This is a genomic window from Tamlana sedimenti, assembly GCF_038148895.1.
Taxonomy (GTDB): Bacteria; Bacteroidota; Bacteroidia; order Flavobacteriales; family Flavobacteriaceae; genus Tamlana.
This window is the reverse complement of sequence record NZ_JBBVGQ010000001.1, coordinates 1,300,141-1,313,999: the sequence shown is the minus strand read 5'-3', so window position 1 is coordinate 1,313,999 and position 13,859 is coordinate 1,300,141. Positions and strand designations below refer to the sequence as shown.

At 36.3% G+C, this 13,859-nt stretch carries 15 protein-coding genes; 11 read left to right on the top strand and 4 right to left on the bottom strand.

Features of this window, described 5'->3' with window-relative positions; all coding sequences use genetic code 11:
- Positions 1-38 precede the first annotated feature (38 nt).
- From WJN01_RS05755 to WJN01_RS05730, 6 genes are all read left to right on the top strand, one after another.
- Complete coding sequence (locus WJN01_RS05755; protein ID WP_445196180.1) at positions 39-1,031, top strand: Tll0287-like domain-containing protein; 993 nt, start codon at positions 39-41, stop codon at positions 1,029-1,031.
- Positions 1,032-1,165: 134 nt separating this feature from the next.
- Positions 1,166-2,125 carry a c-type cytochrome gene (locus tag WJN01_RS05750; protein ID WP_445196179.1) on the top strand — a complete coding sequence of 320 codons (960 nt, stop codon included), beginning with the start codon at positions 1,166-1,168 and terminating at the stop codon, positions 2,123-2,125.
- Positions 2,126-2,136: 11 nt separating this feature from the next.
- Positions 2,137-2,574: a cupin domain-containing protein gene (locus WJN01_RS05745; RefSeq protein ID WP_445196178.1), complete on the top strand. Its 438-nt coding sequence runs from the start codon at positions 2,137-2,139 to the stop codon at positions 2,572-2,574.
- 96 nt (positions 2,575-2,670) lie between these two features.
- Entirely contained in the window at positions 2,671-3,510 is an 840-nt protein-coding gene (locus WJN01_RS05740; protein ID WP_445196177.1) for a C-GCAxxG-C-C family (seleno)protein, read from the top strand.
- 17 nt (positions 3,511-3,527) lie between these two features.
- Positions 3,528-4,691: a serine hydrolase domain-containing protein gene (locus tag WJN01_RS05735; RefSeq protein WP_445196176.1), complete on the top strand. Its 1,164-nt coding sequence runs from the start codon at positions 3,528-3,530 to the stop codon at positions 4,689-4,691.
- 33 nt (positions 4,692-4,724) lie between these two features.
- Positions 4,725-5,213, top strand: coding sequence for a hypothetical protein (locus WJN01_RS05730; protein ID WP_445196175.1), 489 nt, complete (start codon positions 4,725-4,727; stop codon positions 5,211-5,213).
- Positions 5,214-5,359: 146 nt separating this feature from the next.
- Here WJN01_RS05730 and WJN01_RS05725 read toward each other — a convergent pair whose 3' ends face one another.
- Positions 5,360-6,199 carry a hypothetical protein gene (locus tag WJN01_RS05725; protein WP_445196174.1) on the bottom strand — a complete coding sequence of 280 codons (840 nt, stop codon included), beginning with the start codon at positions 6,197-6,199 and terminating at the stop codon, positions 5,360-5,362.
- An 87-nt stretch (positions 6,200-6,286) separates the two neighbouring features.
- Positions 6,287-7,417, bottom strand: coding sequence for a 2-amino-4-hydroxy-6-hydroxymethyldihydropteridine diphosphokinase (gene folK, locus WJN01_RS05720; protein WP_445196173.1), 1,131 nt, complete (start codon positions 7,415-7,417; stop codon positions 6,287-6,289).
- A gap of 79 nt (positions 7,418-7,496) precedes the next feature.
- Between folK and WJN01_RS05715 the strand changes: the two genes are divergently transcribed.
- The 3 genes from WJN01_RS05715 (at position 7,497) to rpsU (ending at position 9,405) form a co-directional block, all read left to right on the top strand.
- Positions 7,497-8,012: a gamma carbonic anhydrase family protein gene (locus WJN01_RS05715; RefSeq protein WP_445196303.1), complete on the top strand. Its 516-nt coding sequence runs from the start codon at positions 7,497-7,499 to the stop codon at positions 8,010-8,012.
- A gap of 302 nt (positions 8,013-8,314) precedes the next feature.
- The gene (locus tag WJN01_RS05710) at positions 8,315-9,178 is read left to right on the top strand and encodes a sigma-70 family RNA polymerase sigma factor (RefSeq protein ID WP_445196172.1); all 864 of its coding nucleotides are present in this window, start codon (positions 8,315-8,317) and stop codon (positions 9,176-9,178) included.
- Positions 9,179-9,210: 32 nt separating this feature from the next.
- Entirely contained in the window at positions 9,211-9,405 is a 195-nt protein-coding gene (gene rpsU / locus WJN01_RS05705; RefSeq protein ID WP_445196171.1) for a 30S ribosomal protein S21, read from the top strand.
- Positions 9,406-9,451: 46 nt separating this feature from the next.
- On the opposite strand, the gene WJN01_RS05700 is transcribed toward rpsU, so the two are convergent.
- Both WJN01_RS05700 and WJN01_RS05695 read right to left on the bottom strand, forming a co-directional pair.
- Positions 9,452-9,679: a hypothetical protein gene (locus WJN01_RS05700; protein ID WP_445196170.1), complete on the bottom strand. Its 228-nt coding sequence runs from the start codon at positions 9,677-9,679 to the stop codon at positions 9,452-9,454.
- Positions 9,680-9,744: 65 nt separating this feature from the next.
- Positions 9,745-10,539, bottom strand: a complete 795-nt coding sequence (locus WJN01_RS05695) for a DUF2797 domain-containing protein (protein ID WP_445196169.1) — start codon at positions 10,537-10,539, stop codon at positions 9,745-9,747.
- 42 nt (positions 10,540-10,581) lie between these two features.
- Between WJN01_RS05695 and WJN01_RS05690 the strand changes: the two genes are divergently transcribed.
- Complete coding sequence (locus tag WJN01_RS05690) at positions 10,582-12,096, top strand: GH3 auxin-responsive promoter family protein (RefSeq protein ID WP_445196168.1); 1,515 nt, start codon at positions 10,582-10,584, stop codon at positions 12,094-12,096.
- Positions 12,097-12,223: 127 nt separating this feature from the next.
- Positions 12,224-13,834: an OmpA family protein gene (locus tag WJN01_RS05685; RefSeq protein WP_445196167.1), complete on the top strand. Its 1,611-nt coding sequence runs from the start codon at positions 12,224-12,226 to the stop codon at positions 13,832-13,834.
- Positions 13,835-13,859 lie beyond the last annotated feature (25 nt).

Below are 13,859 nucleotides of genomic sequence, written 5' to 3'. Positions count from 1 at the left end.
CTGTTTTACAAGATATTTGTGGTTTAATCTATTTGACCATGAAAAAGCTTCTATTTATTGTTCTAGCCATCTTGTTTATAAGCTGCAATAACAAAGAAAAGTCGGAAAGTAAAACTACGGCTCAAGACAACAGTCAGCTTCAAACGGAACACCACGGAAAAAAACTTATGGAAACCTATTGCAATGTTTGCCATAACGCCCAAGCACCAGAAGGTAATGGAAGAATTGCGCCTCCAATGATTGCCATAAAAGCACGTTATTTAGACTATTATGACAATAAAGAAGATTTTGTTGATGCTGTTACGACATTTACTAACAATCCTTCCAAAGAAAACGCCAAACTTTTTGGTGCCGTAAGAAGGTTTGGAGTCATGCCAAAACAGATGTTTCCGGAAGGTACTGTTGAAAAAATTGCCGAATACTTGTACGATTACCAAATTGAAGAACCTACATGGTTTAAAGACCATATTAAAGGGAAAGGGTTTAAAAATTACAACCAAGGCAAAGTGAGTTTGACGCAAACTGAAACCGAAAAAACTTTGGAAGACATCGGTTTGGAATACGCCCTGTCAACCCAAAAAGAATTGGGCAAAAACTTAATGGGTACCATACAAAATAAAGGAACTCTTGAAGCTCTGGAATTTTGCAATATTAAAGCCATGACCCTGACCGATAGCATGTCTACAGTATATCATGCAATGATTAAACGAGTGTCTGACAAAAACAGAAACCCACACAACAAAGCCAATAGTGAAGAACTGAAATACATTGAGCAATTTAAACTGGAAATGGCTCAAAGCAATGATGTAAAACCTGTTGTAGTTAAAACCGATGGAAAAGTAAATTTCTATTATCCTATTGTTACCAATGCCATGTGCTTACAGTGCCACGGAACTGTAAATGACATTCAACCAGAAGTTGCTGAAAAAATTCTAAAACTTTACCCTAACGATATGGCAAAAGGCTATACCGAAAAACAAGTTCGAGGGATTTGGAATATTGAATTTAATGACCCGAATTCAGTTAATTAACATAAGCTCTAATGAATTAATCCGTTTCATTTTAAATCCACAAACCATCTTCCGTTTGTATTTCAAATTTTAAAAATGTACATTTAGTCACCTCGAAATCCTGCCATGCTATCTTGACCCATAAAACGATTAGCATGAAAAAAATTTTAAAGATTTTAGGCATTGGCATTGCCATTATAGTAGGATTCGTTGGCATTTTTCTCCTTTACATTGGTTTAACAGATATTCCTTCATACGAGGTTAAACAAGTTGATTTTCACGCGGAAAGCACACCCGAATCTATTGAACGGGGAAAGAAATTAGCCATGATGCTCTGTGCCAATTGCCATATGAATACCGAAACACGAAAACTAACGGGCAAAAGAATGCTAGATGCCCCGCCAGAGTTTGGCGAAATATATTCTCAAAACATAACCCAAGACAAACAATATGGTATTGGTGAATGGACAGATGGCGAATTGGTTTACCTGCTACGAACTGGCATTAAAAAAAATGGACAGTACAGTCCGCCATACATGGCAAAATTGCCAACTATGGCCGATGAGGACATCAATGCCATTATCTCATTTTTAAAGTCGGACGACCCTATGGTTACCGCCAGCGCCGTTCCAGATACCCCAACACAACCATCCTTTTTAACCAAACTGCTTTGTCGAGTGGCATTTAAACCTTTCCCGATGCCTGACAAAACAATTGAAATGCCAAACCCAAACAATGCCGTTGAATTGGGCAAATATCTGGCGCATAATCTCGATTGTTTTTCATGTCATTCCGCAGATTTTAAAACCAACAACTACATGGACCCCACATTAAGCGAAGGTTATTTTGGTGGAGGCAACAAACCTTTGGATGAGCAAGGTCGAGTGATGCTGACCCAAAACCTGACGTCCGATAAAGAAACCGGTATTGGAAATTGGGTGAAAGAAGACTTTATCAATGCTGTAAAATATGGGCTAAAAAAAGGCGAAAACGCGCTACGTTACCCTATGGCTCCATATACACAACTTACGGATGAAGAGGCTGGTGCCATCTATGAATACCTTCAAACTATACCTCCAATTAAAAACAACGTGGAGCGCTCTGTTTATAATTAAAATATTTGGTCATGAAAAGTTTCATTTTAAGTCTGATTTTAACTTTTGTACTGTGTTCCACACTTTCGGCTCAAGAAAAGACAACAGCTGAAAATCCTGAAAAAAAGTTCACGATTGAAAATTGTGTTTCAGAATTCTCCATGGATAAAACCATAGAAACCAAAGTAGGCTATCAATTTTGGTTTGCCGACAAGGAATTTCTTGATGGACGTACACTAAAAATGAGTGTTGTGGCACCGCATAAAGCTACCCACCCACCCCATAAACATGTTGAGGATGAGTTCTTTTTTGTGCTGGAAGGCTCGGCCGAATTTTATTTGGATGGCAAAACGAAGACAGCCGGCCCTTACACCAGTTTTTATTGTCCTTCTTGGTCGGAACATGGTATACGCAATGTGGGCGACACCGAATTGAAATATTTGGTAATTAAAAAATATCAATTGAAATAACACCTATTTACACTTACACCCTGTAAGCTGACCAATATCATTGGATTGTTCTTCATTCCTCAATATCTTTTTGGATTCTTTTAAAAGATTGTTCCAATGGCTTCTGGTGTTACCACAAACAAAACGGGCCCAAAAGATGGCAGGAAGGTTTTTCGGAAATTAGGCACATGCTCCCGAACCCTGTTCTTTATGTTGAATAGAGAATTTGGTCATCTGAAGGACCTTGAAGAACGTGCTTCCGATGCTTTAGCAGGAGGCATCATGCAAAAAGGACACCAATGCGGTATGCTTTGGGGAGCTTCGTTGGCTGTTGGCGCTGAAGCTTATCGAAAATGCAAAAATGAAAATGAAGCCATTTATGTTGCTGTTAAGGCCACGCAAAAAATAATGGCATCTTTTTCAAAAAGAGAGCACACGATAAACTGTAGGGACATTACCCGTTGCGACTTTTCCAGCAAATTAAGTATGGCCAAATATTTTTTTTCGGGTCGCTTTTTACACTGTTTTAACTTAGCGCAACAATGGGCACGAGAGGCTGTGCAATCTGCCATTGAAGGACTTTCAAATGATAACCACCCACCAAAAACATGTATAAGTTGTGCCACCGAAGTGGCCAAAAAAATGGAGGCGAGCAACGAAGAAACCATTATGGTAGCAGGGTTTGCTGGTGGCTTGGGTTTAAGTGGTGCCGCCTGTGGGGCATTGGGTGCTGCCATTTGGCTAAAATCGTTAAAGTGGTGTAGAGAAGTTCCCAAAAAAACTTCAATGAGCAACCCGTATTCAAAAAAAACACTGGATGCCTTTTACAAAGCATTTGGCACTAAAGTTTTATGCTCTAAACTTACTGGCACAACATTTAAAACCATGCAAGACCACACCAATTATATACAAAATGGTGGCTGCAATGCACTCATTGAGATTCTTGCTGCCTCATAAAACACAAGACCATTATAATGAAAAAATTAATCCTTTTAATTTCAATATGTTCACTAATAAGCTGCAACAATTGTCCTTCGGTCTATTCGTATCAATCACCTGAATTTGAAAACGACGGGGTAAACGTTGGCACCTTAAATCAGGTTGGGATAGATTCCCTTAAAATAGCAAACTTGGTGGATTGCATTTACGCTGAAAAGTACGGCCAAATTCATTCCGTTTTAATATACAAAGACAGCCTATTGGTGCTTGAAAAATACTTTGAAGGACATGAGTTTAAATGGGACGGCCCCAATTATTATGGCGAATGGGTTAAATGGAACAAAACCACGCCACACCAAATCATGTCGTGCACCAAAAGTTTTGTTTCTGCCTGCATAGGCATTGCCATAGAAAAAGGGTACATTAAGAGTGTTCATCAATCCATTTTTGATTTTCTCCCGGAGCATCAGCAATACCGGTCTGATGGTAGAGAAAACATTACTATTGAACATTTACTTACTATGACATCGGGTTTGCAATGGGATGAATGGCATGCGGCACATGCTACATCAGCTAATGATATTGACCGCCTTTATATTGAATGTTGGGAGAACCCTTTAAACTGTGTTTTTGAACGTCCGTTAGTTGCAAAACCTGGCGAGGAATTCACTTATAATGGTGGTGGTCTGATTGCTTTAGGTGAAATATTAAAAAATGCAACAGGAATGAATTTAATCGAATTTGGCAAAGCACATCTATTCGAACCTATCGGTATAAACAATATGCAATGGGATACTTTTCCAAAAGGCGAAGTTGAAGCTGGTGGAGGGCTGCACTTAACGCCACGCGATATGCTAAAGTTTGGCGTGCTATACCTGAATAATGGGGTGTGGAATGGAGAACAAATAATAAATGCAGATTGGGTTGAAAAAAGTGCAACAGTATATCGCAACAATTCAGGAATTAAAATACCCATAGAAGACTCGGGTAAAAATGGATATGGCTATACTTGGTGGATTAGCGAAGTGGATGACGGAAGCCAAAAAACCCAAATGTATCGCGCAAATGGTTGGGGCGGACAGGTCATCATGGTGCTTCCTAAAAAAAATGCCGTTGTGGTTTTTACAAGTGGCAATTACAGTTCCAAATCGCGATTATTTAAAATGCTAGAACGGTATATTTTACCGGCGATGCATTGAACAAAAGTGTTTAACTCTAATTCCAGATGAACGATGAAAAATTATATCGCTAAAAACCTTCTAAGATTTGCCGTGTTCCTTATGGGTTTTATCATCCTAATTTCCTGCGGGCAAAAAACAATTGATGAACATATTTTGGGTACATGGCATTCTAAAAAGCACCGAATCACGGTGCGGATTAAACCCGATAAATTTAAATTTTACTCCGATTCCACATTTACAACTCTAACAATCAATGACGATAAAACCGTTACTGGACATATTGGTTTGGCTGAAATTAAAAACGGGAAAATTGGCGCAAATTGGTTGTTATCTCCTGAGACTACAGGCGTTGCGTACACCATAAAATGTAAACTCCATGGAAAAATTTTTGAAAACGACCCTTTAGAAACCAAGGATGTTCAATTTTGGATAGGTCCAGACTTCATTGAAAGCGACTGGGAATTAAGATACACCACAAAAGGAGCACAATTCCCCATGGCTTTTATCTTTTTTGACAAAGAGGAATCTGATACAGATTAATCAAATGAAAAAAACAAAGTAATTACTTACAATTTAGTTTGATTCTTAAATTTTAAAATCTAACTTCGTTAATTTGTTCTGAATTTGTTTAAGCATTGTCTAATAGCTGAAATAGAAATAAGGTTGAATCGAGATATAAATATTTATCAGTTTACTCTACTTGCTATTAATTCAGGACAATAAAGAATTTCTTTAATGAATTTGGCTGGAGTTATAGCTGAAATACCTAAACTGCTTCTAACAACATTATTTTTCACACTGTTCTCAATTATTTGACCTTCATTAAAACTCCCCATTACCACCCCTACCAATGCAACTCGCTTCTTATTATCCTTTTGATATAAGCACAAAACTGGCGATCCACTATTACCTCCAAAAGAAGAAGATTCAATTAATAACATTTCCCTTTTAAAATTAACAAATTCAATTTTTTCATCAGGAAATAAACAAAACCTCCCGAATCTAAAAATTGGATTTATTGATTCATTGCCTATATATGGTGTAAATAATCCTGTAAAAAAAACCTCATTTCCTAAATATATATTATTGTTCTCATAATCTTCTTTTTCGATAAGTTGAGAAATTGGTATATGCTTTATATCTAAGTGAGATGGTATTACAACTGGAAAAACAACTAAATCTACCGACTCATCATCATGAACATAAAAACTCTTTTTTGGAGCTTCTTTTAAAACTAAAGTAAACATTTCACTACCACCTTCTTTCTTATTGAATCTAAAATATATTTTTTTCATAAAAACTCCATTTTCATCTTGCACTACATGTTTCGCTGTAACTAAATACACATAATTACCTTCTTCCCTTAATGCTGGTATCGAAACCAGAAAAGCAGTGCCATTAGGCCTGAGCTCATTTTCAAAATGTTTGTAAACAAAACTAACTGTCTTATTAAATTGTGGTACTAAACTTTGAGAAAAAACCAAAAAAGTGTTTAAGACAAATAAAGATAAAAGGATTCTTTTCATATTTTAAAATGTAAACTATTTAATAAGAAATATACAACAAAAGAACAACTTGTATTTAATAAAATTCTTAATATTGAAAAATTGAAATCACTCCCCACAAACCTCACCCAAAACCCATAAATAATCTTCCCGGTTTTCAACAAAATCGCGTTCAGAAACATCAATAATTTTTACATTAAAATCGGTTTGGGTTTTTAAAAACTCCAAATAGCCAGCATTTATTTTTTCTAAGTATTCATCGGCTATATTTTGTTCAAAATGTCGCCCGCGCTTTTTAATGTTTTGTTGTAAACGCTCGGTGTTTTGGTAGAGGTAAACATACAAATCGGGCTTTTTTAAATCTTTGTACATCAGATTAAAAAGCTTTCGGTACAACTGAAACTCATCTTCGGGCAAGGTGATTTTTGAGAAGATTAGCGATTTAAACACATCGTAATCACTTACAATAAAATCCTTAAACAAATCGAGTTGCGCCAAATCATCACTTATTTGCTGGTAACGGTCTGCCAAAAAAGACATTTCCAACGTAAAGGCATAGCGGTTGGCATCTTCGTAAAATTTGGGCAAAAACGGGTTGTCCGCAAAACGCTCCAAAATAAGTTTGGCGTTAAAGTCGTGCGCTATTTGGGTGGCCAAACTAGTTTTTCCTGCACCAATATTTCCTTCAATGGCCATATAATTGTACTGCGAAAAACTATAGGTCTTACTCGGGTTTTTTAGCCAAATATTTATAGGTCCCAAAACGGACTTATCCGTGCAATCTTCCAACAAAGTGGCCACGGTTTTATCCAATTTTGGGTGTTTTATTTTTGAGGCAATATCATTAAGCGGTTGCAAAACAAACTTGCGGTTTTGCATTTCAGGGTGCGGTACTTGCAAGGTTTTGGTATTGATGATTTGGTCTTCGGCAAAAACAATATCCAAATCTATGGTTCGGGCTTCGTAGGTGTTTTTTTTGGTTCGTTTTCGGCCTAAATCAGTTTCAATTTTCAACAAGGCTTTTATCACCTTTTTCGGTTCCAAATGGCTTTCTAAAACCAGACAACAGTTTAAAAAATCGTCACCCTTAAAACCCATGGCAGGCGTTTTATACACTTTTGAAATCAACCTAATATGCCCAATGCGCTTATAAATGGCATCAACGGCATTTTGTAAATTTTTAAACTTATCGCCCTTATTACTCCCTAGTGCGATATAAAAAATTGTAGGTTTCATCATAAAGCAAATTAATAAAAAGTAAATGGTTTCCTTTATATTTACAGGGCGTAATTTATTCACAACATACAACCATTTTGCCATGCCAGTAATAAAACCAGTAAACGGAAAATCACCACAAATACCTGACGATTGTTATATTGCCGAAAACGCTACCATTGTGGGCGATGTAACCATGGGCAACCAATGCAGTATTTGGTTTAGTGCCGTGGTGCGTGGGGATGTTAACTACATTAAAATGGGCAATAAGGTAAATGTGCAGGATGGTGCCGTAATACATTGCACTTACCAAAAGCACGCTACTACCATTGGCAACAATGTATCTATTGGGCACAATGCCTTGGTACATGGTTGCACCATAAAAGACAATGTTTTGGTGGGCATGGGCAGTATTATTATGGATGGCTGTGTGGTAGAAAGCAACAGCATAATTGCCGCCGGGGCGGTGGTTACACAAAACACTCATGTGGAAGCTGGAAGCATTTATGCCGGTGTACCTGCTAAAAAAGTGAAAGATATTAGCCAAGAATTGATATCCGGTGAAATTGACCGTATTGCCAACAATTACATTAAATATTCCAGTTGGTTTAAGGAATAAGGAGAAATTTTAAAGCTTTTTCATTTGGGCGTTACCCGATTGGGTCGGGCTTTCCTTTACAATCTTTTTGTTCATGCTTCACAAAAAGGATTTTCAATACAATCCCTAACGCAATTTTTTCAAAAAAAATCAACAGTTAAAAGTATCAAATTGTTCATTTTTTATTCGAAAACCTTAAAAAATAGTTAATTTTTGAGATTTTTCGGCTATTTTTTGAAGAAAATCACCCATTTATTAGGATTTTAAATATAATCGTTTAAGTTGTACCTAACGTTTAATTTAAAATTTCAGACAAATAATATATGAGGCAACTAAAAATCACGAAACAAGTTACCAACCGCGAATCAAAATCTCTAGACAAATACCTACAAGACATCAGTAAAATACCTTTAATAACCGCCGAAGAGGAGGTTGAATTGGCACAACGCATAAAAAAAGGCGACCAACAGGCTCTAGATAAACTCACAACTGCTAACTTACGTTTTGTTGTTTCAGTCTCAAAACAATATCAAAATCAAGGTTTAAAATTGCCCGATTTAATAAACGAGGGCAATGCTGGCCTGGTAAAAGCCGCAAAGCGCTTTGACGAAACCCGAGGCTTTAAGTTTATTTCTTATGCCGTTTGGTGGATTAGACAAGCCATCTTACAAGCTTTGGCTGAGCAATCTAGAATAGTGAGATTACCCTTGAACAAAATTGGGTCCATTAATAAAATTAACAAAGCCTATTCGCATTTGGAGCAAACGCACGAAAGACCGCCAAGTGCCCACGAAATTGCCAAAAATTTGGATTTTACAGAAAACAATGTAAAGCAATCCTTAAAAATTGCTGGCAGACATGTATCGATGGATGCTCCCTTAAAAGAAGGTGAAGACTTTAGCTTGTATGATGTTGTTAAAACAGATGAAACACCAAGACCCGATGCCGAATTATTAAAAGACTCGTTGAACGTAGAAGTTAACCGTGCTTTGGATTCGCTATCTGAAAAAGAAGCAGAAGTTATTAGGCATTATTACGGCATTAACAAAAAACACCCCATGAGCCTTCAAGAAATTGGGGATGCTTTTGGGTTGACCAGAGAGCGCGTAAGACAAATAAGAGAAAAAGGTATCCGCAGATTGCGGCATACCTCAAAAAGTAAAGTATTAAGAACGTATTTAGGATAGTCCTAAATCATAAACCAATTTAAAAACCATATATGTTAAAAATTATTGTAAAAGATGGCGAAAATATAGAGCGTGCCCTAAAACGCTACAAACGCAAGCACCGAAATATAAAGGTGATGCAAAACTTAAGAGATAATCAGTTCTTCACAAAACCTTCTGTTAAAAGACGTCGCGAAATACAAAAAGCATCTTACATACAGAGTTTAAGGGACCAAGAAGATATTTAAATATGAATAGTCTCGTCTGATTTTCTTTAAAATTCGGACGGGACTATTATTCCTTTTCATAATTGATGGGCCTGTCTTCATAGAAATTCTCAAAGGTTTTGTCTGTGGTATATTTATCTTTTAAAACTTTGTACACCATAACCAAAACAAAAAACTGCCCAATGCACATGGTATAAAACACAAGCCTAAAACTCATATTCATACCAACCATTACGGTGAGCATAACGAGCAAAAATGTGGTAAGCCCTACATAAAATAATACTGGAATTTTCATTTTCTTTTTAAGATAATAAAAATCAATGATTTAAACTTCTTAATCCAGTTAAAAATTACCTGAAATTACAGGATTGCAATTTGAAGAACCAAACCCTCATTAGCACGGACATTAAAAACAGTATCGTCTTCAAAAATAAGGTACTGCCCTTTTATCCCCACCAACTTCCCCGTATACTGTTGCTCTTTTAAAATATTCAAACTTTTAGGTTTTTCAGGGTAATGGTTTACAGGAAACTCCAAATTGGTTTCACTATTGCTTGCTATAAAATAATCCTTGGCTTCATCTGGAATAAATGGCTTCAATTTTTCGCGCCATTCTACCAAATCTTCATCTTTAATGTCATTTTTTAGCATGGTACGCCAATTGGTTTTGTCGCTTACATGGTCTTTTAAAGCAACCTCGGTAACACCTGCCAAATACCTGTTGGGCACCTCAACAATTTCAATAGCCTCGTGGGCACCTTGGTCAATCCAACGCGTAGGCACTTGGCTTTTTCTTGTTACACCAACTTTCACATTACTGGAATTAGCCAAATACACTATATGCGGCTGTAACTGTACTTTTTTTTCATATTCCAAATCACGGTCTTCCTTGCCTAAATGTGCTGTGCTCAATTCAGGACGCATAACCCAATCTGCAGCTTGCGGCACATCATAAAAACAACTTTTACAATACCCTTGCCTGTAAATGGGCTTATCCAATCCACAGTTTAAACATTGATATTTAATGAACTGCAGGCTGATGTTTTTATCCAACAATTGGTTCATGTTTATAAAATCATGTTCAAACACCAAATAGTACTGAATGGGACTTAAAAATTCCGTTTCCATTTTTGTTAAAACACCTTGGTAGGTCATAAAAAAAAATATTATTTTTAAAAACTTAAAGATAGTTGAAAAATGCCAATACCCATAGTAAATTCAATTGCTTCTTGGTTTTTGAAAAAACGGTTCCATCAAATTGAACTGTTTTTAAAATACCCAAACGAAGTACAGAACGAATTGCTTTTGCATCTTATTGACACTGCAAAAAATACCGAGTTTGGCAAAAAATATGACTTTGCTTCAATAAAGAATTATAAAACTTTTGCAGAGCGTATTCCAATCAATAACTATGATGCATGGCAGGACGACATTGAACGAAGCCGAAGGGGAGAAAACAATATTTTCTGGCCTACACCTATAAAATGGTTTGCAAAATCTAGCGGTACAACACGTTCCCGAAGCAAGTTTATACCAGTAAGCGAAGAATCTTTAGAGGATTGCCATTATGCAGCAAGTAAAGATTTGCTTTGCATGTACTTAAATAACAACGAAGACTCCCAACTGTTTACTGGCAAGAGCCTGCGTTTGGGAGGCAGCAAAGAATTGTACAAAGAAAACGGAACAATATTCGGCGACCTTTCAGCCATTTTAATTGATAATATGCCGTTTTGGGCTGAGTTTAGCAGTACACCTAGCAATAAAGTTTCGTTAATGAGCGATTGGGAACATAAAATGCAGGCCATTGTAAACGAAACTATTAACGAAAAGGTTACTAGTCTCGCCGGCGTTCCTTCCTGGATGTTGGTTTTGCTTAATAATGTTTTAGAAACCACTGGAAAAGAACATTTACTCGAGGTTTGGCCTAATCTAGAAGTCTATTTTCATGGCGGAGTTAGTTTCACGCCCTATGTAAACCAATACAAAAAGATACTTCCAAAAAGAGATTTTAAATATTACGAAACATATAATGCTTCAGAAGGTTTTTTTGCCATTCAGGACCAAAACGATTCCAACGAACTTTTGCTAATGTTGGACTATGGCATTTTTTATGAATTCATTCCCATGAATGTTTATGATACGCCTGATGAAAGAGCAATTCCGTTGAGCGAAGTGAAACTTGGGCAAAACTATGCTATGATTATAACCACCAATGCAGGTTTATGGCGCTATAAAATTGGAGACACCATAAGGTTTACTTCATTAAACCCATACCGAATTAAAATTTCTGGACGAACAAAACACCATATTAATGTTTTTGGGGAAGAGCTGATTATTGAAAACGCCGAAAACGCACTTAAAAAAGTATGCAAGCGTACAAAAGCAGAAATAGTTGATTTTACAGCTGCTCCAATTTTCATGAAAGGCAAGGAAAAAGGAGCGCACGAGTGGCTCATAGAGTTTAAAACGCCGCCAAAGGACATTGATTATTTTAACGAGCTGTTTGACAATGCTTTAAAAGCCTTAAATTCAGATTACGAAGCAAAACGCTATAACAATATAACGCTTAATAAACCCAAAATAAATTTAGCCAGAAAAAACCTGTTTTACGACTGGCTGAAAGAAAACAATAAACTAGGAGGACAACATAAAATACCCAGACTGTCTAACTCTAGAAATTACATGGAGGAACTTTTGCGTTTAAATTCTTAAACAAACCTTCCTGAAAACCCTATAAAACAAAGACTTAACGATTTATATTGCGCTTAGTCTAAGAAATTTTTTTACACTTGGGTGCTGGATTATATTTATTGCCTAATTAATCCTAATCCCTTGTAAAATGAAATCCAAGTTATATTTTTTCATTTTGCTTATTACTAATATTGTGGTAAGTCAAGGCCCCTCTAATACCATTGCAGAAAATAATTTCTCTCTCTATCCTACAGAAACTTTCAACTCCAAAGATGCGGTTATAGAAGCAAACGGATTTGATTTTGAACTTTTAGATGCTGGTGTAAATACGCCATTTTCTGAAATTGGTTCTGGTTTTTTCCGTGATAAACTAATTATGGTATCTTCAAAGAAATTAGGTGGATTGGCCAAAATAGATCCTAACACTAATGAGGCATTCAAAGAATTGTTTTGTCTGGACATTGACCGAAATGGCGCATTAAGTTCACCCTACTTGTTTAGCAGAATATTGAACACCAATGCCAGTGAAGATCAATTAACTTTTTCTCCTGACGAAAAAACGGTTTACTATACAAGAAGCAGCAAAGAAAACTCATTGGAGTTTAAGCTTTATAAAGCTAATCTTGAAGAAGGCTCTCACGGCAATTGGATAAACAATGAACTGTTGAGCATCAACAAAGACCATGTTTCTATTGAAACCCCTTTTGTTAACCATGCCGGAGACCAACTATACTTTGCTGCCAATCTTCCAGATGCGATTGGAGGTTATGATATTTATGTGTCCGCAATTAATTCAGATGGCACTTTAGGCAATCCTGAAAACTTGGGTCCAAACATTAATACTTCATATGATGATAAATATCCAGCATTATCGCTTGATGACAAATATTTATATTTTGCTTCAAAAGGTCATGAAAATATTGGAGGCTATGATTTATTTACCAGTAAAATTTCAAAAACTGGGTACAAAATGGCCAGAAATATGGGCAGTAGCATAAATACCGTTTATGATGAAGTTGCTTATTTTTTAGCCGCCAAAGACAAAGGTTATGTGTCTTCAAATAGACCAAATGGCAGAGGTAGTTATGACATTTACACAGCTGTGAACAATGAAATCATTCAATTGTTGAGCGGAAAAGTTGTAGACCAAGAGACCAAAATAAAATTACCAAACACGGAAATCGTTTTGAAGGATGAAGAGGGAGTTGAATTGGCTAGAACATTAACTGGTGAAGATGCTAGCTTCAAATTTAATGTGGTGCCTTTTGAATCTTATACTCTATCAACACATAAAGATGGATTTAAGGATGCCTCAGCCGAATTTTTTGCCAATAGAGGAAACGAAACAACATACAGAAAAGACATTGAATTGTTAACTACCGAACCTGTTATTGCTAAAGTTGATGACGAAATGCGCATTGTTTTAGAAAACATCTATTTTGATTTTAACAAATGGAATGTAAAAGAGGAATCATTTATTTCTCTAAATAAGGTTATAAAAGTGCTTAAAGAGCACCCTGAAATGAAATTAGCCATTAATGCACATACCGATAATAAGGGCAGGGATTCTTATAACTTGAACCTATCAAATAAACGTGCAGCGTCTGCAGTTAAGTACCTAATTAAAAACGGTATTAGCAAAAGTAGATTGCAATCAAAAGGGTTTGGTGAGTCTAAACCTTTGGTTGATTGTAAAAGCAATTGTTCTGATGAAGACTTACAGGCTAACAGGCGTGTAGAGTTTGTAATTTTAGATTAACAAAAATCGATTAAGTGTAAACCCT